The 23448-nt window shown below is 40.9% G+C and carries 16 protein-coding genes, 2 tRNA genes, 3 rRNA genes, 1 other RNA gene and 1 pseudogene; 10 read left to right on the top strand and 13 right to left on the bottom strand.

Annotated features, from left to right (window positions below; all coding sequences use genetic code 11):
* The first annotated feature begins 20 nt into the window (after window positions 1-20).
* The 4 genes from groL (at window position 21) to BWP33_RS05145 (ending at window position 4475) form a co-directional block, all read left to right on the top strand.
* Window positions 21-1667, top strand: a complete 1647-nt coding sequence (gene groL / locus BWP33_RS05160; protein ID WP_002642047.1) for a chaperonin GroEL — start codon at window positions 21-23, stop codon at window positions 1665-1667.
* Window positions 1668-1852: 185 nt separating this feature from the next.
* Window positions 1853-2368: a shikimate kinase gene (locus tag BWP33_RS05155; RefSeq protein ID WP_040628982.1), complete on the top strand. Its 516-nt coding sequence runs from the start codon at window positions 1853-1855 to the stop codon at window positions 2366-2368.
* Window positions 2369-2370: 2 nt separating this feature from the next.
* Entirely contained in the window at window positions 2371-3456 is a 1086-nt protein-coding gene (gene aroB, locus BWP33_RS05150; RefSeq protein ID WP_002642049.1) for a 3-dehydroquinate synthase, read from the top strand.
* A gap of 80 nt (window positions 3457-3536) precedes the next feature.
* Window positions 3537-4475 carry a hypothetical protein gene (locus BWP33_RS05145; RefSeq protein ID WP_104930322.1) on the top strand — a complete coding sequence of 313 codons (939 nt, stop codon included), beginning with the start codon at window positions 3537-3539 and terminating at the stop codon, window positions 4473-4475.
* Between the two features lie 139 nt (window positions 4476-4614).
* On the opposite strand, the pseudogene BWP33_RS05140 reads toward BWP33_RS05145, so the two are convergent.
* Window positions 4615-4879, bottom strand: a pseudogene (locus BWP33_RS05140) (IS5/IS1182 family transposase); the annotation flags it as partial.
* A 283-nt stretch (window positions 4880-5162) separates the two neighbouring features.
* Between BWP33_RS05140 and BWP33_RS05135 the strand changes: the two are divergent.
* The 4 genes from BWP33_RS05135 to BWP33_RS05120 all read left to right on the top strand — a co-directional run bounded on the left by BWP33_RS05135 (window position 5163) and on the right by BWP33_RS05120 (window position 7456).
* The gene (locus tag BWP33_RS05135; RefSeq protein ID WP_002642052.1) at window positions 5163-5594 is read left to right on the top strand and encodes a ProQ/FINO family protein; all 432 of its coding nucleotides are present in this window, start codon (window positions 5163-5165) and stop codon (window positions 5592-5594) included.
* A 4-nt stretch (window positions 5595-5598) separates the two neighbouring features.
* On the top strand, window positions 5599-6159 hold the full coding sequence (locus BWP33_RS05130) for a peptidylprolyl isomerase (RefSeq protein ID WP_002642053.1): 561 nt from the start codon (window positions 5599-5601) through the stop codon (window positions 6157-6159).
* Between the two features lie 61 nt (window positions 6160-6220).
* The gene (locus BWP33_RS05125) at window positions 6221-6472 is read left to right on the top strand and encodes a glutaredoxin family protein (RefSeq protein ID WP_040628984.1); all 252 of its coding nucleotides are present in this window, start codon (window positions 6221-6223) and stop codon (window positions 6470-6472) included.
* A 504-nt stretch (window positions 6473-6976) separates the two neighbouring features.
* The gene (locus BWP33_RS05120) at window positions 6977-7456 is read left to right on the top strand and encodes an Lrp/AsnC family transcriptional regulator (RefSeq protein WP_002642055.1); all 480 of its coding nucleotides are present in this window, start codon (window positions 6977-6979) and stop codon (window positions 7454-7456) included.
* A gap of 59 nt (window positions 7457-7515) precedes the next feature.
* On the opposite strand, the gene pheT is transcribed toward BWP33_RS05120, so the two are convergent.
* The 5 genes from pheT to BWP33_RS05095 form a co-directional block, all read right to left on the bottom strand.
* The gene (gene pheT / locus BWP33_RS05115; RefSeq protein ID WP_002642056.1) at window positions 7516-9879 is read right to left on the bottom strand and encodes a phenylalanine--tRNA ligase subunit beta; all 2364 of its coding nucleotides are present in this window, start codon (window positions 9877-9879) and stop codon (window positions 7516-7518) included.
* Between the two features lie 61 nt (window positions 9880-9940).
* Window positions 9941-10618 carry a DUF4276 family protein gene (locus BWP33_RS05110; RefSeq protein WP_002642057.1) on the bottom strand — a complete coding sequence of 226 codons (678 nt, stop codon included), beginning with the start codon at window positions 10616-10618 and terminating at the stop codon, window positions 9941-9943.
* A gap of 1 nt (window position 10619) precedes the next feature.
* Complete coding sequence (locus tag BWP33_RS05105) at window positions 10620-11702, bottom strand: AAA family ATPase (RefSeq protein ID WP_002642058.1); 1083 nt, start codon at window positions 11700-11702, stop codon at window positions 10620-10622.
* Window positions 11703-11745: 43 nt separating this feature from the next.
* Window positions 11746-12741 carry a phenylalanine--tRNA ligase subunit alpha gene (gene pheS / locus BWP33_RS05100; RefSeq protein WP_002642059.1) on the bottom strand — a complete coding sequence of 332 codons (996 nt, stop codon included), beginning with the start codon at window positions 12739-12741 and terminating at the stop codon, window positions 11746-11748.
* Between the two features lie 173 nt (window positions 12742-12914).
* Window positions 12915-13745 carry an alpha/beta hydrolase gene (locus tag BWP33_RS05095; protein WP_002642060.1) on the bottom strand — a complete coding sequence of 277 codons (831 nt, stop codon included), beginning with the start codon at window positions 13743-13745 and terminating at the stop codon, window positions 12915-12917.
* A gap of 168 nt (window positions 13746-13913) precedes the next feature.
* Between BWP33_RS05095 and BWP33_RS05090 the strand changes: the two genes are divergently transcribed.
* Together BWP33_RS05090 and BWP33_RS05085 are read left to right on the top strand one after the other, a co-directional pair.
* Window positions 13914-15092 (top strand): ATP-grasp domain-containing protein, encoded by a 1179-nt coding sequence (locus tag BWP33_RS05090; RefSeq protein WP_002642061.1) that lies wholly within the window; start codon window positions 13914-13916, stop codon window positions 15090-15092.
* Between the two features lie 129 nt (window positions 15093-15221).
* The gene (locus BWP33_RS05085; protein WP_002642062.1) at window positions 15222-16016 is read left to right on the top strand and encodes a thymidylate synthase; all 795 of its coding nucleotides are present in this window, start codon (window positions 15222-15224) and stop codon (window positions 16014-16016) included.
* 58 nt (window positions 16017-16074) lie between these two features.
* Here the strand turns inward: BWP33_RS05085 and BWP33_RS05080 are convergent, their stop codons facing one another.
* From BWP33_RS05080 to ssrA, 7 genes are all read right to left on the bottom strand, one after another.
* The gene (locus tag BWP33_RS05080; RefSeq protein ID WP_002642063.1) at window positions 16075-16725 is read right to left on the bottom strand and encodes an MBL fold metallo-hydrolase; all 651 of its coding nucleotides are present in this window, start codon (window positions 16723-16725) and stop codon (window positions 16075-16077) included.
* Between the two features lie 150 nt (window positions 16726-16875).
* Window positions 16876-16987: ribosomal RNA gene (gene rrf, locus BWP33_RS05075) — 5S ribosomal RNA — on the bottom strand.
* A 162-nt stretch (window positions 16988-17149) separates the two neighbouring features.
* Window positions 17150-20037 (bottom strand): 23S ribosomal RNA (locus BWP33_RS05070).
* Window positions 20038-20526: 489 nt separating this feature from the next.
* Window positions 20527-20602 (bottom strand) — tRNA-Ala (locus BWP33_RS05065).
* Between the two features lie 10 nt (window positions 20603-20612).
* A tRNA-Ile gene (locus BWP33_RS05060) sits at window positions 20613-20689 on the bottom strand.
* Window positions 20690-20792: 103 nt separating this feature from the next.
* Window positions 20793-22335, bottom strand: a 16S ribosomal RNA gene (locus BWP33_RS05055).
* Together the 16S, 23S and 5S rRNA genes with 2 tRNA genes alongside form the textbook arrangement of a ribosomal RNA operon.
* A 661-nt stretch (window positions 22336-22996) precedes the next feature.
* Window positions 22997-23361: a transfer-messenger RNA gene (ssrA, locus tag BWP33_RS05050) on the bottom strand.
* Window positions 23362-23448: the final 87 nt, after the last annotated feature.

Below are 23448 nucleotides of genomic sequence, written 5' to 3'. Positions count from 1 at the left end.
ATTTTTTAAGGAAAAACAAAATGGCAGCAAAAGACGTTCAATTTGGTACAGAAGTACGCGCAAAAATGGTTAATGGCGTAAACGTATTGGCAAACGCAGTTCGCGTAACTTTGGGCCCGAAAGGTCGCAACGTGGTGTTAGACCGCTCATTTGGCGGCCCACACATTACCAAAGACGGTGTGTCTGTGGCAAAAGAAATTGAATTGAAAGACAAATTTGAAAACATGGGCGCACAAATGGTTAAAGAAGTTGCGTCTAAAACCAACGATGTGGCAGGTGATGGCACCACAACTGCAACCGTATTGGCACAAGCAATTGTTGCTGAAGGCATGAAATACGTTACAGCAGGCATGAACCCCACCGATTTAAAACGCGGTATTGACAAAGCGGTAACCGCATTGGTTGGCGAATTAGCCAATATCGCCAAACCTTGCGAAACCTACGAACAAATCGCGCAAGTTGGCTCAATTTCTGCCAATTCTGATGAACAAGTCGGCAAAATCATTGCAGACGCGATGCAAGAAGTCGGCAAAGAAGGCGTGATTACCGTAGAAGACGGTAAATCATTGGAAAATGAGTTGGAAGTGGTTAAAGGGATGCAGTTTGACCGCGGCTACTTGTCTCCTTATTTTGTGAACGATGTGGAAAAACAAATCGCTGGTTTGGATAATCCATTTGTATTATTGTTTGACAAAAAAATCAGCAATATTCGTGATTTGTTACCAGTATTAGAGCAAGTTGCCAAAACTTCTCGCCCATTGTTGATTATCGCAGAAGACGTAGAAGGCGAAGCCTTGGCGACTTTAGTCGTGAACAGCATTCGCGGTATTTTGAAAACCGTTGCCGTGAAAGCCCCTGGTTTTGGCGACCGCCGCAAAGCCATGTTGCAAGATATTGCTATTTTGACTGGCGCAACCGTGATTGCTGAAGAAGTAGGTTTGACTTTGGAGCAAACTACTTTGGAACACTTGGGTCAAGCAAAACGCATTGAAATCAGCAAAGAAAACACAACCATCATTGATGGTTTCGGCGATAAAGCAGCAGTTGAAGCGCGTGTGAAAGAAATTCGCCAACAAATTGAAGTGGCTACTTCGGATTACGACAAAGAAAAATTGCAAGAACGTGTGGCTAAATTAGCTGGCGGCGTTGCCGTTATCAAAGTAGGTGCTGCAACCGAAGTGGAAATGAAAGAGAAAAAAGACCGCGTTGATGACGCATTGCACGCAACTCGCGCGGCTGTTGAAGAAGGCGTGGTTGCTGGTGGTGGCGTTGCGTTGTTACGCGCTCGTCAAGCAATTAAATCGGTTGAAACATTAAATGCCGACCAAGAAGCGGGCGTGAAAATTGTGTTGAAAGCGATTGAGTCACCATTGCGCCAAATCGTAGTAAATGCTGGTGGCGAAGCATCTGTTGTCGTGAATAAAGTCTTGGAAGGCGAAGGTAACTTCGGTTACAACGCTGGCAACGACACTTATGGCGATATGATTGCGATGGGCGTTTTAGACCCCGCAAAAGTAACGCGCTCTGCCTTGCAACACGCTGCGTCTATCGCTGGCTTGATGCTGACCACCGAGTGCATGATTGCCGACATTCCTGAAGACAAACCCGCTGCTATGCCTGATATGAGCGGTGGCATGGGCGGTATGGGTGGCATGGGCGGTTTCTAATCGCTTGAACATTCTGATGTCGCAATAAATAAAGGCAGCCTGAAAACTTGTTTCTAGTTTTCAGGCTGCCTTACATTCATACCAACTGGAACAAAAATCATTTCACGTTAGCTATGAATACGGGTTCTTAAAGTCATGAACAAAAATTCTCCCCGATACTGTAAAATTGCGTTAAAATCATCATCATGAATACAAAAAACATTTACTTAATCGGACTCATGGGTGCAGGCAAAACCACGCTTGGTCGCCAACTTGCCGAACATTTTCAGCAAACTTTTCATGACAGCGACCAAACCATTTGCGACAAAACAGGCGTTTCTATTCCTACTATTTTTGAACTGGAGGGAGAACAAAGTTTCCGTGAACGCGAAAGCTGTGCCATTAATGAACTCACGCAATTATCCAATGTGGTGCTGGCAACAGGTGGCGGTACAGTATTGCGAGAACAAAATCGGATTTGGTTACGCGAACGCGGTATTGTGGTGTATCTCCATGTTTTACCTGAAATTTTGGTAGAGCGCACACGCTACGATTTTAATCGCCCTTTGTTACAAGTAGATAACCCATTGAAAAAAATGCAGCAACTCTACGCCACACGCGACCCCATTTACCGCCAAACATCTCATATTGTATTGGATGTTGGTACTGAAAATCATTACATCACTTTCAAAAAACTTTTGGCTAAATTATCAGAAAGTTAATCATGCAAACCGTCCACGTACACACCACATCGCATGACTATCCCATTCATATTGGCGCAGGTATTTTGTGCGATTTTTCGTTATTCGCGCCTTATATTGGCAAAAAAATTGCGATTGTTACCAATGAAACCGTTGCTCCATTATATTTAAATCAACTAACTGATTTATTTAAAAAAAATAATATTCAATATTTTACCATCATCTTACCAGATGGCGAACAATACAAAAATCACGACTCACTCAACCAAATTTATGATGCGCTGCTCACACATCACGCCGACCGAAAAACCACATTAATTGCATTAGGTGGCGGTGTCATTGGCGATATGGTGGGTTTTGCGGCGGCAACCTACCAACGTGGTGTACCATTTATCCAAATTCCAACCACATTATTAAGCCAAGTAGATTCATCTGTAGGAGGCAAAACCGCCATCAATCACCCATTGGGTAAAAACATGATTGGCGCGTTTTATCAACCAAAACTGGTGATGACTGATTTAAATACACTCCAAACGCTGCCTGAAAAAGAATTTTCTGCAGGTATGGCAGAAGTCATCAAATATGGTTTGTTGGGGGATTTGGATTTTTTTGTTTGGATTGAACAAAATATCCATGAAATCATGCACCAACAACCCGAAAAATTAACCAAAATCATCGCGCATTGCTGCCAAATGAAAGCCAATATTGTCGCCCAAGACGAAACCGAACAAGGCATTCGCGCCCATCTCAATCTCGGGCATACGTTCGGACACGCAATTGAAACCGAAATGGGCTATGGCAACTGGTTGCACGGCGAAGCGGTAGCGGCTGGCACGGTGTTGGCGTGTGCTTTATCCGAACAATTGGGCTGCCTGAAAAATGGCGACACCGCTCGCGTGGCGGCTTTATTTCGCGCTGCGAATTTGCCCGATAAGCCACCCAAATTCCCATTTAATCAATGGATTGCTCATATGCGCCACGACAAAAAAGTGGAAAACGGTATAATGCGATTCATCACACTACAAAAATTGGGTTGCGCCCAAATCAGTGAAATCAGCGATATGAAATTATTAGACTTCCTGCGAAACCACAATTTTTCTAGGTTTTAGAATTTTGCTAAATCCTGTAATTAAGCGTGTTTTAAAAAATGGGGATTATTGTTTCGCAGGAAGTCTATTTAGGAAAGTAATTGAAATTGAAAAAAATAAATAGAATTTTGTTGGTTTGTATCTTTTTTATTATAGTATCTACATTTTATTATTTTCGTATTTTTCTCTCTCCCTTACAAATTTTAAGTATTAGTGAAATTGAGAAAAATAAACAGGGTATTTGCTTGGCGGAAAATCGTAAATTAAGTGAAGATGAATTACTTAATCGTGGTATGCAGAGCTATTTTAAATATTTACAGACAGCAAAAATATCACTAGATGAAGCAAATGAAGTACAGATCCCAAAATGCCCAGAAAATTGTATAATTACTCAATTAGAAAATTATAATTTATTAGATTACTTGAGGTTAAATAAATTAAATTATAAAGAAAACCACAAAGGTAAAAGAATTATCCCACAGGGAGTAAAGATTAATTCATTTCCAATTAATCAATTTGGGAATTATATAAATTTTAGAAATAAACAAAATAATTGGTTTAGTTTATATGCTAGTCAAAATAGGTGGGACGATTTTTATCCAAATGATTGTTGTAAAGTAAATACATTAGATTTTTATAAAAAAAATGGACTTTCATTAGAGAATGCCCCTAAATATTGGCGTAGTATCGGTAAAGGAAATTTTTATCTAACTATTAAATATTTAAGTATGGATGCAGATGATGGAAAAGAAATTAAATTGGATTATGAAACGATTTCCTTAGATAATTGTGGAAATATTGATAAATACATTAATAATAATGAAGATAATGCTGATTTGAAAAAAACTAGCATCACAGATTTCAATTTTTTTCGGTATTTAGGAGAATGGAATTATATTCCGAAAGAGAAATTAGATAATCAATGTGTTCTAATGGATGGTAAATTACCACATTTTCTTAAGGGGTATAAATTAGTTGCCTATAATAATCAACTATATTTTTGTAATTTGAAATTAGGAAACACATTAGATTGGAAATAAGGAAATTTATTTATTTCTTTTAATAACATGTAATTTTATGGAGTTTTAGAACCTGTATTCACAAACAACTATTTGATAAATTTTAATATTTGTGAAATATACCCTAGTTTAACAAAATTTTCAGCAGATAAATTCGTCTGCTCAAAATCTTTTGCTAAACGTCGAGACCAACCTAACCATGCAAACGTTCGTTCTACAATCCAACGTTTGGGCAGAATATGCCAAGAAATATCTTGAATTTTCTTTGAAATCTGAATAGTTAAACCCAACTGTTCTGATACTTCACGCTCAAATGTATTCCGATAACCTGCGTCTGCACAGAAACCTTTTAAACTCGGGCAGGTCGCAAACGCTTTTTTTGCTACAAAAATACCTGCTTTTGTGTCATGAATATTGCTTGCCATTGCGCATCTGTTAAGTCTGTTGGGTAGGATTTTCTAATCATAGAGATATTTTATCATTTTTGTGAATACAGGTTCTTAAATCCAGTACAATAAAAAATACCATGCTTACCATGCGCGAGCAGCACATAATGGCATGCATGGTACAGTAACATTTATAATTCACAGCTTAACTTGAATTCGTTATAATTTACGCGATTTTTTTCAGGCTGCCTGAAAACGAAAAATCACGCTGATTGTTTAAAATATTAATATCAAATTAATCAACTACTAGGAAACCAACCAAATGACTCAAGAAACCGCACTCGGCGCAGCATTCAAACAAGCCGTGCAAACCATGAGCAAACGCCAACAAACCGAATTAATTTCAGAGCATATTTACAAAAAATATGAAGTTTTCAGTAAATTCAAACCATTAGCATTAGGCATTGAACAAGATTTGATTGCTGATTTGCCACAATTTTCCGCAGAACTCATTATGCGCGTCATGGCAAATCATTGCCGCCGCCCAAAATATTTGAAAGCTATTGCGCGTGGTGGAAAACGTTTCAATCTAAATAATCGCTTTCAAGGTGAAATCAGCGCAGAAGAACAACTATACGCATTGTCATTGCCGAATATCAAAGAAGCCATTGAAAAACAAAATGCTAGACGCGCCGAAGCTGCACAACGCCGTCAAGCCAATAATCAACCCAATAGCGAATGCACAGAAAGCTAATTGCATGAATATTAAAAATCTTTTTATCATTACATTGTGTACCATCAGCTTTGGCGTGCATGCGCAAACCAAAGTATTAATGGACACCAGTATGGGCAAAATTGAATTATCATTGGACGACCAAAAAGCCCCTAAAACCGTTGCGAATTTCGTGCAATACGCCAATAAGGGCTTTTATAATCAAACAATTTTTCATCGTGTGATTGATGGATTCATGATTCAAGGTGGCGGATTTACCAGCGACATGGTGCAAAAACCAACCACCCAACCAATTGAAAATGAAGCCAATAATGGTTTGAAAAATGAAATTGGTACAATCGCAATGGCACGTACTGGCGACCCACATTCTGCCACCAGCCAATTTTTTATCAATGTAAACAATAACCAATCACTCAATTACACCAGCAGCACCCTACAAGGCTACGGCTATACAGTGTTTGGCAAAGTAACCAAAGGCATGGACGTGGTTAACAAAATCGCCAAAACACAAACCACCAGCCGCTTAATGCATCAAGATGTACCCAAACAACCAATCGTGATTAAAAACGTTCAAATTATCAAATAATCCAACTAGTTATTTTCAGGCTGCCTGTAAAATATAGGCAGCCTGAAACCTAAAAATCATCATGAAATTGACACTAATGTTTCGCCCATATTGTGGATTATGCCACGCCATGCGTGACCAATTGCAGCCCTATCAACAAGAATTTAGTTTTGATGTGGAAATCATAGAAATTGATGAATTTCCAGAATTAGAATTAAAATACAATGAGTTAGTACCTGTTTTACTACATGGCGAACACGAACTCTGTCATTGGCATTTAGATGAAACCGCGTTGCGCGATTATTTGCAGCATCTTCAAACTGAAACCATTTAAGTGCAATTCAGAGCAACGGCATCACATAACACGTAGATAATATTAAAATATTTTCAAGCGTTGTAGAAGCATATCACGAAGAAATGCACCAAAGATGGGGTTTTGCAAAGGTTTCAGGCTGCCTTTTTAGAACCTGTTTTCGTAAGATTGATAATTTGATTTTATTGACATATGCCATTCTCACATCAATCCTTATCCTAATTATTCTTAATCTGATGATTTTTCAATTATATTCTCTTATAGCATCAAAATATAGTGCATTAAATTCAAATTATGATAAGGCAACAACATCCGCCGTATACGCGCGGTGCATCAGAATATTAACATACTGTACTAATTTGAATTTAAACTCAATTTAGGTAAAAAACAACCAAAATAATACAGTGAAAGTGTTAAATTTTAAAAAAAATAGTTTTTCTAAACTATTGTGCTTTAAATATTGTTAGTTTATGATAAGAATCATTTTATAAATTTTACTTTTTAATATGACACGAAAGACACATCATGATACAAATCACTTTAGACAAAACAGATTTAAAAATTTTACAAGTTTTGCAAGAAAATGGGCGATTGAGCAATGTGGAGCTTTCTGAACGCGTTGCCTTATCCCCTTCTCCTTGTTTACGCCGCTTAAAACAGCTTGAAGAATCAGGGATTATTCGTAACTACGCCGCATTGTTATCCCCGACTAAATTAGATTTGGGCTTGCAAGTCTTTATTCGTGTGTCCATCAATAAAGCCAGCGAAGCCCGAAACGAGTTCGCTCAAGTCGTACAAAATTGGGCTGAAGTATTAAGCTGTTACGCACTAACGGGCGAAACCGATTATTTACTTCACGCTTTTTTTACCGACATGAACGCGTTCTCCAATTTCGTATTAAATGAATTATTATCACACCCTTATGTATTAGATGCAAAATCCAGCTTTGTGCTAAAAGAAATCAAAAACACCACCGCATTACCACTTGACCATTTATCCGTATAACAAAGGCAGCCTGAAAATATGTCATACATTTTTTCAGGCTGCCTTTTTATTTGTCTTAATTAACGCAATTTTGCGCCTACTTTTTCTGCTTCTTCAATCAGTTGCTGAATCAATGGCTCAACAATTTCATCGGTTAGTGTGGTTTCCATACTTTGCAAAATAATTTTCACCGCCATAGATTTATGGTTTTCAGGTAAACCCACACCGCGATAAACGTCAAATAATTCAATGCTCTGAATTAAATCGGATTGCACGGCGTTCAATGCAGCCTGCAAATCCGCAAACGCCACATTTTCAGGCAGCACAAACGCCAAATCACGGCGCACTGGCTGAAATTTAGAAACCGTTTGATAACGTACTTTTTCGGTTGCCAAAATCACGCTCATGTCTAATTCAAATAGCAGCGGAGCTTGTGGCAAATCGTATTTTTGCGTCCATTTCGGATGCAATTCGCCGATGATACCGACATTTTCACCATCAATTTGGATTGTCGCGCAACGGCCTGGGTGCAATGCAGGATGTTCAGCTTTGACAAATTGCGCATTTTTGCCTTGCAACAAGGCTTCGACATCGCCTTTCACATCATAAAAATCTACCGAACGCGCTTTTGCGCCCCATTGTTCAGGCAATACAGAGCCGTAAACCAATCCGCCTAATTTTTCAGTTTGGATAAACTCATTGTTTTTATTTGATTTTTGGAATGTACGTGCAATTTCAAATACACGCACGCGATTTTGTTTGCGATTCAAATTATTTTGCAAAATCTCAATCAATCCACCCATCAAAGTGGAACGCATCACCGCATATTGCGCTGCCAACGGATTTTGTAAACGGATAGGATTTTGATTATTTGCAAAATCTTGCTCCCAATCTTCATTAACAAACGCATAACTCACAACCTCTTGGAAACCACGTTCTGCCATCTTTTGATACACCCCAAAACGAGAACGGCGATTTTCAGGCAGCCTCAACATCGCTAATTTGCCTGCCGTGCGGTCATCTGGAATATTTTCGTAACCGTAAACACGTGCAATTTCTTCAATTAAATCTGCTTCAATTTCAATATCATAGCGAAAACTTGGCGCGGTAACTTGGAAACCATCAACCGTTTTTTCAGGCTGCAAGCCCAAATGATGAAGAATCATCTCCACTTGTTCGCTGGGAATTTGAACGCCTAACATTTTTTCAATACGTGCGGTGCGCACAACAACAGTTTTGTTTTCAGGTAGCTTAGCAATTTCTTCAACAATTTCACCAACTTGACCACCACAAATCTCAATAACCAATTCTGTTGCACGTTCAATCGCATCACGTTGTAATTGAAAATCCACCCCCCGTTCAAAACAGAACGAACTATCCGAACCAAAACCATATTGTCTTGATTTTCCAGAAATAATTTCTGGTCTAAACCATGCGCTTTCCAATACGATGTTTTGAGTTGTATCAGAAACTGCGCTTGCTGCCCCGCCCATTAAACCTGCAATGGATAAAGCTTGTTTTTCGTCCGCCACAACGAGTGTATTATCTGACAATGTAACGGTTTTTTCATTTAAGCATTCAAGTACTTCGCCATTTTTTGCGCGGCGAATATTCAGGCTGCCAATTAATTTATCCGCATCAAAAACGTGCATTGGTTGACCCAATTCCAGCATCACATAATTACCAATATCCACCAACGCGGAAACGCTGCGAATACCTGCGCGTTCAAGACGTTGCACCAACCAATCGGGGCTAGGCGCGGTCGCGTTTACATCCGAAATCACACGCGTGATAAAACGCCCACAATCATCGGGCGCGTCAATTTTAACCGCTTGTTTTTGTGTGGTTTGATTAGGAATATGATTGATTTTAATCGGATTAAATTCGCATTGTGTCAGCGCAGAGACTTCACGCGCTAAGCCTTTAATGCTCAAACAATCGGCGCGATTGGGCGTGATTTTCAGTGTGAATAAAGTGTCGTCCAAATCCAAAAATTCACGGATATTTTGTCCAACAGGCGCATTTTCAGGCAGCACCAATAAACCATCAACGCCATTTTCAGGTAAACCTAACTCTTTGGCAGAACATAACATTCCGTTGGAAACCACGCCACGCATTTTGGTCGGTTTGATTTTGAAATTTTCAGGCAGCACCGCATTAGGTAAAGCGCAAGGTACTTTAATGCCCGCACGAACATTCGGCGCACCGCACACAATTTGAATTAACTCGCCCGTGCCTGCGTCCACTTGGGTAACATTCAGGCGGTCGGCATCGGGATGTTTTTCCACTGATTTGACTTCAGCCACGACCACACCTGTGAAAGCGGGTGCAGCTGGGTTCATCTCTTCTACTTCCAAACCTGCCATGGTCAGCAAATGGGCAAGTTGTTCTGGAGTTTGATTAGTGTTAGCTTGGGTTTTTAACCATGAGTAAGGGAATTGCATTTTTTACTATCTCTTTGTTTTTTTTAATCTTAAAATAGGTTTTAAGGCTGCCTGAAAATATTTATAAAGGCTGTAATCCTCTTAATTTTTCCAACCAAGCATGAAAATGATGGCATTCTCGCTCAATGGTGGTTAGTGTAATATTTTTTGCAGCTAATGGACCATGCCGTGTTTTTCTATATTTGGGCTTTAAATTATCTTCTAATCGTTTAGATGGCTTGGTTGCGTAGCTGTTGTTAATGTGTTCAGGTGTCTCAAATTGTGAACGTATGTTTTGTAGGATATTTAGTGAACGTCCCCAATTGGGTTCTTGTTGGCTCAATATTTCCACATCAGAAAACAATAATCCTTCAAATTCATATGGTTGAATATAGGGAATAAAGCGTTCAGGTCTACACGGTATTTGTTGAATAACTGCATTTGCCAAACCCAATTCTAATTTTTCTGCTTTTTGATAAATATCAGTATATGATAACGCTTCATCATAGTCAGGAAAATCTGTATCTAATCCATATAAATCAAACATAGTTGTTACATAAGTATCTTGACGTTCATTCAACGTATTACGGATATAACGCATAAAGCGGTCAAATGTAATCGCTCCACCTCTGCAGCTTGTGGAAGTTGGAATACAGCGCGGTTGAAGATAAATACCCAGATGATAAAAAGCAGGTGCCACAACATCACGAATAAATGTTTCTTCACATTGTCCTTCGGTTAAAACAATCACTTCTACCATTTTAGGGTCTCCCACCGAAAATATTTTGTTTCCATAATTCGCCCAAAGAATAATCTTCAAGCCAATCGGCAAGTTTTTCTTGGGATAAACGTTCAAATGTAGAAGCGCCATTTTTTTGATTTACCACAACCACATCTTTGGGATTGAATTCATTGACTAATTCAACAGATTGTGTGGATACAATTAATTGTTTTTCTTCAGCAACTTGTCTAAAAATATCGGCTAAAACCGTAATCGCATAAGGATGTAAACCCAGTTCGGGTTCATCAATTAAAACCGTGTCAGGTAATAAGCTGCTTGGCTGCAATAAAAGTGTTACCAAACAAATAAAACGCAAACTACCATCTGAAAGCATATGTGCTTTTAACGGCGTATCTGTTTTACCGACTTGTGTCCATTCCAATTCTATTGTTTCAGGCTCGCCATCACGATGAACAAAATCATGAAAAAATGGCAAAACCAAACGGATATTTTCTACAATCCGTTTGTATTCATCTGGATAATCTGTATAAATCCGACGCAAATAAGCTGCCAAATTTGCGGCATCAGGTTTAAAGGTCAGATTATCATTGCTTGCGTGTTTTTGTTTTACTTTGGCAGTTTCGCTAGTATCGTGAAAATGGTAAACGCGCCAACTTTTGACTGCTGGTCGGGCATACTCAGAAAAAGTATCCTGCGCTTCTTTTAATTTAGACTCTGTATGCCCTCCAAATAATCCTAATGTCCTAGAAAAGTTACCATAATTGCCGCTAAACGAAACGTCTTCGTCTTCAAAAATTAGTCTATTATCATTTGTTGGAATTAAATTAAATCTATATCCATTTGAATCAAAATAAAATTCCGCATGAATTTTTTCTGTTTCCTTTCTCCCAAAATGCAATAAAGCATCTGGACCACCTTGTTTTTGTACATAAAGTTGCAGTTGCTGTTCATACATTGCATTCAACATACGAAATAAGCTAATAAAATTACTTTTGCCCGCACCATTTGCACCAATCAATATATTCAGATTGGAAAAATGAAAATTTTGTAATTTACGAATGGATTTATAACCATTGACTGTAAGTGAAAAAATTTTTGCCATTTTATTTATCTTTAAAGTAATTATTCTCAGACTGCCTGAAAATTCATTTCTGAAATTGTTTCAAGAAATTCAAGTCATTATCAAAAAACAAACGCAAATCGTTCACGCCATAGCGCAACATCGCAAATCGGTCTAAACCAATGCCAAATGCAAAACCCGTGTATTGTTCGGGGTTAATATTCACATTTTTCAATATGTTAGGGTGAACCATGCCGCAACCGCCCACTTCCAACCATTTACCGTTGTCGCCCATGATGTCAATCTCGGCAGACGGCTCGGTAAACGGGAAAAATGACGGACGAAAACGGACTTGCAAATCATCGCGTTCAAAAAAATGACGAATAAAATCCGTGAATACCGCTTTCAAATCGGCAAAAGTAACGCCCTCTTCCACCCACAAACCTTCGCATTGATGGAACATCGGCGAATGCGTAGCATCACTGTCCACGCGGTACACGCGACCAGGCGCAATAATGCGGATTGGCGGATTTTTCTTGTCCAGCATATAACGAATTTGAATCGGCGAAGTGTGCGTGCGCAACACGTCGCCATTTTCTACATAAAACGTGTCTTGCATGGCACGTGCAGGGTGATTTTGCGGAATGTTCAAGGCTTGGAAATTGTGGAAATCATCTTCAATTTCGGGTCCGTCCGCGACTTCAAAACCCATGCTACGGAACAATTCTTCTACGCGTTGGCGCGTGAGCGTAACGGGGTGCAAACCACCCAAACTTTGTCCACGCGCAGGCAGCGTTACGTCTAAACTTTCGGCAGCAAGTTGTGCTTCCAATTTGGCGCGTTCCAATTGGGCACGTTTGGCATCGTAGGCTGCCTGAAACTGTTGTTTGCATTCGTTGATGTGTGCGCCGACTGTTTTGCGCTCCTCTGGCGACATTTTGCCCAATTGTTTTAAAAGTACGTTCAATTCGCCCGTTTTGCCTAAATACTGTGCTTTTACCCATTCTAAATCTTGTTGGTTATGGGCGTTTTGAATGGCGATTAAACCATTTTGAATAATTTGAGTGGCGGTATTGTGCATAATTCGTTTCGTTGAAATAATAAAGTTTGACGCATGTTTCACACCGAAACACGCACGAAAAAAGTGAATAATATTCTAACGTAAATATCCATTTTAAAAAATGTTCATATACACGAAAAACTTTTCAGGCTGCCTGAAAATCATCCACCCGACATTATAACCGAATTCCCCATTTATTTTTGCATCAACGTAAAGCCCAAAAATTCAAAAAAGTGATATGCCCAATGCCTTTCATGATGATTTTTATTTGCCATAATGCGCACATTCACATTATCCAAAGGTGAACCTGTCCGCAACAACGCTTGATAATAATTCAACGTACAATCGATATAAGCTTGATTCATATTGGCAATAAAATGCGAGTCCATTTCATCACCTTCTTTCGTACCGACTTGAATATACACTTTCGTATCTGAATGCAATGGATGCTCATGAATAAATTGCAAAAAATCACGCTCGCTAAACCACGATGCCAAAGAAAATACACCCAAATGCCCAAATACTTCAGGGTATGCCGCCCCCATATATGCCGTGATAATCCCCCCCATAGAACTGCCTGCCAATAACGTATATTCGCGTTCCTTGAGTGTGCGATAATTTTTATCAATCAAAGGTTTAACTGTATTCACTACCCATTTACCATATTCTCCTCCCAAACCACCAGCATACATGGTTTCAGGCGTTGAACCAGTATCGGTCTGCCATGGCGAATACTCATTTAAACGATTTTCTCTGGCATTGTCTATTCCAACAACAATCATTTTGGGAATTTGCGGATTATTTTTAATGGTAGGAATTACTTTCCACGAATAACCCGAATAAGATTCCTTGCTGTAAAACACATTTTGCCCATCATGCATATACAAAACAGGGTAGCGTTCATGTTCATTGATGCGATAATCTTTGGGCAGCAAAACACGGATGCGGCGGTCGTGATTAAAGTATGGCACATAAACAAAATGTTCTTCCATTTCAAGATAATAATCTGAATAATAACGACGCATGGTATTTTATCCTTTCCAAAATAACCAGTTGAACAAAAATATTGTATCGTATTTCAAAATAATATTGTTAAATTTGGTTAAAAAATCTACAATCATTGATTCAGGCAGCCTGAAAAAAGCAGCCCCGAAAATGTTGTTTCCAAGTAACCCATTCACAAGGAATAACCCATGTCCCGACCCATCAATTTTGTGATGATTTCGCCACATTTTCCTGCTAATTTTGAAACTTTCGCTGTGCGTTTGCGTGAAAATGGCTTCAACACATTAGGCATTGCTGATGCACCTTACGAAAGTTTGAGCGAAGGATTACGCAACTCATTAACTGAATATTATCGTGTTGATAATATGAAAGATTATGACCAAGTTTATCGTGCAGTTGCCTACTTCGCGCACAAATATGGGCGCATTGACCGAATTGAATCACACAATGAGTATTGGTTAGAATTAGATGCTCAATTACGCACTGATTTTAATGTATTCGGCTACAAAACCGATGATATGTTGGCAATTAAAACCAAAGCACAAATGAAAGAAGTGTTCCGTAAAACGGGGTTAAAAGTTGCCAAAGGGCGTGTATTTTCCAATGATGAAGACGCAAAAAAATTAGCCAAAGAATTAAAATTCCCGATAATTATCAAACCCAATTCTGGCGTTGGTGCAAGCGATACCTATAAAATTCAATCAGATGCAGAATTATCACAATTCTTTCAACAGAAAAATCCACACGTTGAATACATCATGGAAGAATTCATTAAGGGCGACATCATCACATTTGATGGCTTAACTGACCATGATGGCAACATTGTATTTTACGCAAGCTTGGAATATTCAGAAGCGGTTTTAGATACGGTAGCAAAAGATGGTGATATGTATTACTATGTTCCGCGTGAAATTTCGCCCAAATTGGTAGAATTGGGCAAAAAATGCGTAAAAGCGTTTAATGTTCGCGAGCGTTTTTTCCATTTTGAATTTTTCCGTGTACAAGGCACTGGAGAATTATTACCGTTGGAAATCAATTGCCGGCCACCAGGTGGTTTAACGATTGATATGTGGGATTACGCGAATGATTTTGATATTTTCAATGAATATGCACATATTATCAAAGAAAATCAATTCCATAGCAAAATCACTCGCACTTGGAATGTAGTGTATATTTCGCGTAAAGCCAACCAAAATTATGTGAATACGATTGATGCAGTGTGCGAAAAATTTGCACCAAATATCATCAGTATACAGCAAGTTCCGAGTATATTTGCGAAAATTATGGGCGAACACGGCATTTTAGCACGTACTGAAACCATTGAAAAAATGCGTGAAATTGTGCAATTTGCTCATCAAAAATATTGATTTTTGCTTTTCAGGCAGCCTGAAACCTTTGCAACTCATTAAATTCAGGTAAAATCCAACCCCAATAAATTATTTAAAATCAGATAATTTATTGGGTTATTTATTATTTTCATTTGAAGAATCAAAATTATGCAAACTTATTTAAATCTTATCCAGTATGTTCTAGAACACGGCACGGACAAATCCGATCGCACAGGCACTGGCACGCGCTCGGTATTTGGCTATCAAATGCGTTTTGACTTGGCAAATGGTTTTCCACTTTTGACTACTAAAAAACTGCATTTGCGTTCTATTATTCACGAATTATTGTGGTTTCTGAAAGGTGAAACCAATATTAAATATTTGAAAGATAATAATGTTTCTATTTGGGACGAATGGGCTGATGAAAATGGCGATTTAGGGCGCGTATACGGCGCACAATGGCGCAGTTGGCAAACCCCAAATGGCAAAAGCATTGATCAAATTAGTCAAATTATCCAACAAATTAAACAAAATCCAGATAGCCGCCGCTTGATTGTCAGTGCGTGGAATCCTGCCGAAGTGGACAACATGGCATTGCCACCGTGTCATGCCTTGTTTCAATTTTATGTAGCAGACGGAAAATTATCTTGTCAATTATATCAACGCAGTGCGGATATTTTTTTAGGTGTGCCTTTCAATATTGCGAGTTACGCGCTTTTGACAATGATGATGGCGCAAGTTTGTAAACTACAGGCTGGTGAATTTATCCACACACTCGGCGATGCTCATATTTATAATAATCATTTTGAGCAAGCCAAATTACAATTAACACGTGAACCACGCAGGCTGCCTGAAATAAAAATTAACGATAAAATCAAAGATTTATTTGAATTTAAATATGAAGATTTTGAATTAATTAATTACAATCCACACCCACACATCAAAGCAGAAGTATCTGTATAATTGATACAAATTAAAAACAACCACTGCATTAAAGCTGTGGTTGTTTATTATCATGATATTATTCAGCACGGACATAAGGATTGTAAATTTTTTCATGTCCAATCGTTGTGGTTTCGCGATGCCCTGGAATCACGACCACATTTTCAGGCAGCCTGTACAATTTGGTACGAATTCCGTGATGTAAATCTTGCGTATTACCACGCGGAAAATCGGTGCGCCCAATACTTTCTTTGAATAAGACATCACCTGCAATCAATAACTTCTCTCGTTCACAATAGAACACTACATGTCCTGGCGTATGTCCTGGAATGTGCAGTACTGAAAATTCATATTGCCCCACGCTTAGCACTTCACCTTCATTCAGCCAGCGTGTTGGCAAAAAATTAGTTGAAAATTCAAAGCCATACTTAGCATATTCACGTGTTTTATTGGATAAATCTTCCAACAAAAACAAATCATCACAATGCGGACCAATCACAGGGGTATCGGTTAATTCGCGCATCGCTACCACACCACCTACATGATCCAAATGCCCGTGAGTTAGCCAAATTTCTTTTAAATTCAAATGTTTTTTCTGAATAATGTGCCAAATTTCTGCTGCATTGCCCCCCAAATCCGTCAAAACTGCTTCATTGGTTTCATCGTCCCACAATAAAGTACAATTTTGTTCATAAGGGGTTACAGGAATTATTTTAATATTCAATGCCATATTTTCCATTTCCACTTAGAAATCTCTGAAAAACCATTTTTAGTTTTTGCTAAAAATGAGGGTTCTGCAAAGGTTACATAATATTAAATTCTATGATAAAAAATCCCTTAGCACACAACATAGATTGGCTAAGGGATTTTTGAATAAAGAGTTTGGCGATGACCTACTTTCGCATAGGAACTATACTATCATCGGCGCTGGTTTGTTTCACTGTCCTGTTCGAGATGGGAAGGAGTGGGACCAAACCGCTATGGTCGCCAAACATAAACTGTCAAATTGGTAAGCCGTTGGTAAGATAATTTTAATTTTTCTTACCCTATTTATTCTTTAATCAACTGATTTTTTGAGTGATGAAGTGTATTCATCAGTAAGCTTTATCTTTGTGCTTTGGTATTTCTATTTCTTCCAAAGTCCTTCAAATGATAGAGTCAAGCCTCACGAGCAATTAGTATGGGTTAGCTTCACGCGTTACCGCGCTTCCACACCCCACCTATCAACGTCCTGGTCTCGAACGACTCTTTAGTGTGGTTAAACCACAAGGGAAGTCTCATCTTCAGGCGAGTTTCGCGCTTAGATGCTTTCAGCGCTTATCTCTTCCGAACTTAGCTACCCGGCTATGCTTCTGGCGAAACAACCGGTACACCAGAGGTTCGTCCACTCCGGTCCTCTCGTACTAGGAGCAGCCCCCGTCAAACTTCCAACGCCCACTGCAGATAGGGACCAAACTGTCTCACGACGTTTTAAACCCAGCTCACGTACCACTTTAAATGGCGAACAGCCATACCCTTGGGACCGACTACAGCCCCAGGATGTGATGAGCCGACATCGAGGTGCCAAACTCCGCCGTCGATATGGACTCTTGGGCGGAATCAGCCTGTTATCCCCGGAGTACCTTTTATCCGTTGAGCGATGGCCCTTCCATTCAGAACCACCGGATCACTATGTCCTGCTTTCGCACCTGCTCGACTTGTCGGTCTCGCAGTTAAGCTACCTTTTGCCATTGCACTATCAGTCCGATTTCCGACCGGACCTAGGTAACCTTCGAACTCCTCCGTTACTCTTTGGGAGGAGACCGCCCCAGTCAAACTGCCTACCATGCACTGTCCCCGACCCGGATGACGGGTCTGGGTTAGAACCTCAAAGACACCAGGGTGGTATTTCAAGGACGGCTCCACAGAGACTGGCGTCTCTGCTTCTAAGCCTCCCACCTATCCTACACAAGTGACTTCAAAGTCCAATGCAAAGCTACAGTAAAGGTTCACGGGGTCTTTCCGTCTAGCAGCGGGGAGATTGCATCTTCACAACCATTTCAACTTCGCTGAGTCTCGGGAGGAGACAGTGTGGCCATCGTTACGCCATTCGTGCGGGTCGGAACTTACCCGACAAGGAATTTCGCTACCTTAGGACCGTTATAGTTACGGCCGCCGTTTACTGGGGCTTCGATCCGATGCTTGCACATCTTCAATTAACCTTCCAGCACCGGGCAGGCGTCACACCCTATACGTCCACTTTCGTGTTAGCAGAGTGCTGTGTTTTTAATAAACAGTCGCAGCCACCTATTCTCTGCGACCCTCAGATGCTTACGGAGCAAGTCCTTAACATTAGAGGGCATACCTTCTCCCGAAGTTACGGTATCAATTTGCCGAGTTCCTTCTCCCGAGTTCTCTCAAGCGCCTTAGAATTCTCATCCTGCCCACCTGTGTCGGTTTGCGGTACGGTTCTGATTCAACTGAAGCTTAGTGGCTTTTCCTGGAAGCGTGGTATTGGTCACTTCATGTCCGTAGACACTCGTCATCACGTCTCGGTGTTAAGAAAGAGCGGATTTGCCTACTCTTTCCACCTACTGGCTTAAACAAACTATTCCAACAGTTTGCTAACCTAACCTTCTCCGTCCCCACATCGCATTGAATCAAAGTACGGGAATATTAACCCGTTTCCCATCGACTACGCATTTCTGCCTCGCCTTAGGAGCCGACTCACCCTACGCCGATGAACGTTGCGTAGGAAACCTTGGGCTTTCGGCGAACGGGCTTTTCACCCGTTTTATCGCTACTCATGTCAACATTCGCACTTCTGATACCTCCAACAATCCTTACGAATCACCTTCTCAGGCTTACAGAACGCTCCCCTACCATATACTAAAAGTATATCCGCAGCTTCGGTTATAGATTTGAGCCCCGTTACATCTTCCGCGCAGGAAGACTCGACCAGTGAGCTATTACGCTTTCTTTAAATGATGGCTGCTTCTAAGCCAACATCCTGGCTGTCTGTGCCTTCCCACTTCGTTTACCACTTAATCTATCATTTGGGACCTTAGCTGGCGGTCTGGGTTGTTTCCCTCTTGACACCGGACGTTAGCACCCGATGTCTGTCTCCCGAGGAGCAACTTGATGGTATTCTGAGTTTGCCATGGGTTGGTAAGTTGCAATAACCCCCTAGCCATAACAGTGCTTTACCCCCATCAGTCTCATACTCGAGGCACTACCTAAATAGTTTTCGGGGAGAACCAGCTATCTCCGAGTTTGTTTAGCCTTTCACCCCTATCCACAGCTCATCCCCGCATTTTGCAACATGCGTGGGTTCGGACCTCCAATGCGTTTTACCGCACCTTCATCCTGGCCATGGATAGATCACTCGGTTTCGGGTCTACACCCAGCAACTAGTCGCCCTATTAAGACTCGGTTTCCCTACGCCTCCCCTACTCGGTTAAGCTCGCTACTGAATGTAAGTCGTTGACCCATTATACAAAAGGTACGCAGTCACACCTTAACGGTGCTCCCACTGTTTGTATGCATCAGGTTTCAGGTTCTATTTCACTCCCCTCCCAGGGTTCTTTTCGCCTTTCCCTCACGGTACTGGTTCACTATCGGTCGATGATGAGTATTTAGCCTTGGAGGATGGTCCCCCCATATTCAGACAGGATTTCTCGTGTCCCGCCCTACTTCTCGTATACTTAGTACCATCATTGAGATTTCAAATACGGGGCTATCACCCACTATGGTAGAAGTTTCCAATTCTTTCTTCTATCTCAATAATTATCATATACAGGCTACTCCGCGTTCGCTCGCCACTACTTGCGGAATCTCGGTTGATTTCTTTTCCTCTGGGTACTTAGATGGTTCAGTTCTCCAGGTTCGCTTCTCTAATCCTATGTATTCAGATTAGGATACACATTGCTGTGTGGGTTTCCCCATTCGGACATCGCGGTATCAATGCTTTTTTGCCAGCTCCACCGCGCTTTTCGCAGGCTTACACGTCCTTCTTCGCCTATCATCGCCAAGGCATCCACCTGATGCACTTATTCACTTGACTCTATCATTTGAAGAACCTTCTGACTTCGTAGATACTGGCGTTGACTGCCAGCATTACTTAGATTCTCTAATCTGACAAAGCTTACTGCTTTGTTGTGTATTGTTCTTGCCTTTTGTCTTTCAAGAACAATTGATACAATCATCACCCAAATTCTTATGATTTGCTTATTTCTTCTTTCAGTACCAATACCTTTTCAGGCTGCCTGAAATGTGAACACTACTTGTTGCATCAAACAGCATTCTAAACAAATCAACATTGTCTTTGTTTGTTGATTTCGGCTTTCCAATTTGTTAAAGATCAATGCGTTTCTTAAATCGCAAATTAAAGTAAGTTATAAAAAGTAAGTTATAAAACTATCTAGTAAACAACTTCTTCGTAAACAACTTCCACAAACTCACTTTAATTTGAAATTTCTACTTTTAAATTCTACTGTTCAGCTCTACTTCTAAATATTTGACTTCTAAATATTTGGTTCTACCTCTAAATATTTGGTGGAGGCAAACGGGATCGAACCGATGACCCCCTGCTTGCAAAGCAGGTGCTCTACCAACTGAGCTATGCCCCCAATTAGGTCTTGGTGGGTCTGGTAGGACTTGAACCTACGACCCCACGCTTATCAAGCGTGTGCTCTAACCACCTGAGCTACAAACCCATTAAGTCGTCTCTATTCTTTTGCTCTTCGCATTCTTGCTCTTCGCATCTCAATTCAGTATACCGATAAGTGTGAGTACCTAACAATCTCTTCTTTTCTCTAGAAAGGAGGTGATCCAGCCGCAGGTTCCCCTACGGCTACCTTGTTACGACTTCACCCCAGTCATGAAGCATACCGTGGTAAGCGAACTCCTCGCGGTTATTCTACCTACTTCTGGTATCCCCCACTCCCATGGTGTGACGGGCGGTGTGTACAAGACCCGGGAACGTATTCACCGCAGTATGCTGACCTGCGATTACTAGCGATTCCGACTTCATGCACTCGAGTTGCAGAGTGCAATCCGGACTACGATCGGTTTTTTGGGATTGGCTCCACCTCGCGGCTTGGCTACCCTCTGTACCGACCATTGTATGACGTGTGAAGCCCTGGTCATAAGGGCCATGAGGACTTGACGTCATCCCCACCTTCCTCCGGTTTGTCACCGGCAGTCTCATTAGAGTGCCCAACCAAATGATGGCAACTAATGACAAGGGTTGCGCTCGTTGCGGGACTTAACCCAACATCTCACGACACGAGCTGACGACAGCCATGCAGCACCTGTGTTACGGCTCCCGAAGGCACTCTCCCGTCTCTGAGAGATTCCGTACATGTCAAGACCAGGTAAGGTTCTTCGCGTTGCATCGAATTAATCCACATCATCCACCGCTTGTGCGGGTCCCCGTCAATTCCTTTGAGTTTTAATCTTGCGACCGTACTCCCCAGGCGGTCAATTTCACGCGTTAGCTTCGCTACTAAGGCATCTAGTGCCCCAACAGCTAATTGACATCGTTTAGGGCGTGGACTACCAGGGTATCTAATCCTGTTTGCTACCCACGCTTTCGAGCATGAACGTCAGTGCTATCCCAGGGGGCTGCCTTCGCCATCGGTATTCCTCCACATCTCTACGCATTTCACTGCTACACGTGGAATTCTACCCCCCTCTGACACACTCTAGCTACCCAGTTCAAAACGCAGTTCCCAAGTTGAGCTCGGGGATTTCACATCTTGCTTAAGTAACCGTCTGCGCTCGCTTTACGCCCAGTAATTCCGATTAACGCTCGCACCCTACGTATTACCGCGGCTGCTGGCACGTAGTTAGCCGGTGCTTATTCTTTAGGTACCGTCATCAGCATCTGATATTAGCAAATGCCTTTTCTTCCCTAACAAAAGTACTTTACAACCCTAAGGCCTTCTTCATACACGCGACATGGCTGGATCAGGGTTCCCCCCATTGTCCAAAATTCCCCACTGCTGCCTCCCGTAGGAGTCTGGGCCGTGTCTCAGTCCCAGTGTGGCGGATCATCCTCTCAGACCCGCTACGGATCGTCGCCTTGGTAAGCCTTTACCCCACCAACTAGCTAATCCGATATTGGCCGCTCAAATAACGCGAGGCAGTTGCCTGTCCCCCGCTTTCTCCCTCAGGACGTATGCGGTATTAGCCATCCTTTCGGATAGTTATCCCCCATTACTCGGTACGTTCCAATATTATACTCACCCGTTCGCCACTCGCCGGCAGTAATGCAAGCACTACCCCGCTGCCGTCCGACTTGCATGTGTAAAGCATGCCGCCAGCGTTCAATCTGAGCCAGGATCAAACTCTTATGTTCAATCTCTAACTTAATAACTTCTGGTCTGCTTCAAAGAAACCAACAAAGAGTAATCGGCTCAGCACCTATTACAATCTTGTCTGTTTTTTCTTGCAGTGTGAGACCATCAGGCACTCACACTTATCGGTATTCTGTAATTTTAAAGAGCTTCAAATAATCCTTGTACTCAGCCAAATAAACCAGTAAACTAATTCGTTTTGACTAACTCAACCGCCGTAGCAGCGAAGAACCGAACTATACGCCTATACCCAAAAACCGTCAACAAAAAATAAACAAATATTCCCCTCAAAATTAATAACTACATTGTTTCTTAATAGTATTTAATCTCAACATAATCGCAGTTTTTAAACACTCAAAAAAAATAAAACCCAAAAGTATGACAGCAAGACACCATACTACCCTCTCCATATCAAAACCAGACAAACCAAAACCTTTGCAAAATCCTACCTATAATCTAAAATCTAATTCGATTGGTACACTTCTTCGAAAAACTCTTCTTTAATTATTTAACATATTAAATATTATCAATATATATGCTATAGTATTGCTTTGAACCGCACTAAAATCTAGAATTTTACAAAGGCTTTAGACCAGAAACATATCCTTAAGCAATATAAAATAAAAATAACTCCATGAATCATCATGGAGTTATTTATTAAAATGGTGGAGGCGGGGGGAATTGAACCCCCGTCCGAAAGCCCTCTACAAAACGTTCTACATACTTAGTCTTGCCAATTTGGAAATCTCATTCTCATCACGCCGACAGACGGGCTCTCAGAGAACCAGCTACCTTAAATCTCATTTTGAACTAAGTAACCCAGCTCAAAACCAGCCAATGTAAAATGACGTTGCCGTAGATTTGACTCTACACAGCCCATTGACCAACTGCTGCAACGGCTAGCCTTAAGCGGCTAAAGCGTAAGTTTCGTCGTTTGCGACTATTTTCGTTCAGTGTTTTACGAGTCTCTGAAAACTCGGTATGCCCGTATTTGCTTTGTAACCCCCGTCGAAACCAAGGTCGCCCCCAAATCGGAAAAGCCATTATACACAGTTTCAGGCAGCCTGAAAAGACTTTATAATGCTGATATTCAAAATTTTCAGGAATTTAATGAC

This window comes from Simonsiella muelleri ATCC 29453, from assembly GCF_002951835.1.
Lineage (GTDB): Bacteria > Pseudomonadota > Gammaproteobacteria > Burkholderiales > Neisseriaceae > Simonsiella > Simonsiella muelleri.
The sequence above is the reverse complement of the archived record's forward strand: the minus strand, read 5'-3'. Positions and strand labels throughout refer to the sequence as shown.

Bases quoted from the DNA above. Each gene is read 5' to 3' on its own strand.
- pheT (WP_002642056.1), bottom strand. From the start codon at position 9,879: ATGCAATTCCCTTACTCATGGTTAAAAACCCAAGCTAACACTAATCAA.
- pheS (WP_002642059.1), bottom strand. From the start codon at position 12,741: ATGCACAATACCGCCACTCAAATTATTCAAAATGGTTTAATCGCCATT.
- BWP33_RS05105 (WP_002642058.1), bottom strand. From the start codon at position 11,702: ATGGCAAAAATTTTTTCACTTACAGTCAATGGTTATAAATCCATTCGT.
- groL (WP_002642047.1), top strand. From the start codon at position 21: ATGGCAGCAAAAGACGTTCAATTTGGTACAGAAGTACGCGCAAAAATG.
- BWP33_RS05110 (WP_002642057.1), bottom strand. From the start codon at position 10,618: ATGGTAGAAGTGATTGTTTTAACCGAAGGACAATGTGAAGAAACATTT.
- BWP33_RS05080 (WP_002642063.1), bottom strand. From the start codon at position 16,725: ATGGCATTGAATATTAAAATAATTCCTGTAACCCCTTATGAACAAAAT.
- BWP33_RS05135 (WP_002642052.1), top strand. From the start codon at position 5,163: ATGACTCAAGAAACCGCACTCGGCGCAGCATTCAAACAAGCCGTGCAA.
- BWP33_RS05095 (WP_002642060.1), bottom strand. From the start codon at position 13,745: ATGCGTCGTTATTATTCAGATTATTATCTTGAAATGGAAGAACATTTT.
- BWP33_RS05120 (WP_002642055.1), top strand. From the start codon at position 6,977: ATGATACAAATCACTTTAGACAAAACAGATTTAAAAATTTTACAAGTT.
- aroB (WP_002642049.1), top strand. From the start codon at position 2,371: ATGCAAACCGTCCACGTACACACCACATCGCATGACTATCCCATTCAT.
- BWP33_RS05085 (WP_002642062.1), top strand. From the start codon at position 15,222: ATGCAAACTTATTTAAATCTTATCCAGTATGTTCTAGAACACGGCACG.
- BWP33_RS05155 (WP_040628982.1), top strand. From the start codon at position 1,853: ATGAATACAAAAAACATTTACTTAATCGGACTCATGGGTGCAGGCAAA.
- BWP33_RS05130 (WP_002642053.1), top strand. From the start codon at position 5,599: ATGAATATTAAAAATCTTTTTATCATTACATTGTGTACCATCAGCTTT.
- BWP33_RS05090 (WP_002642061.1), top strand. From the start codon at position 13,914: ATGTCCCGACCCATCAATTTTGTGATGATTTCGCCACATTTTCCTGCT.
- BWP33_RS05125 (WP_040628984.1), top strand. From the start codon at position 6,221: ATGAAATTGACACTAATGTTTCGCCCATATTGTGGATTATGCCACGCC.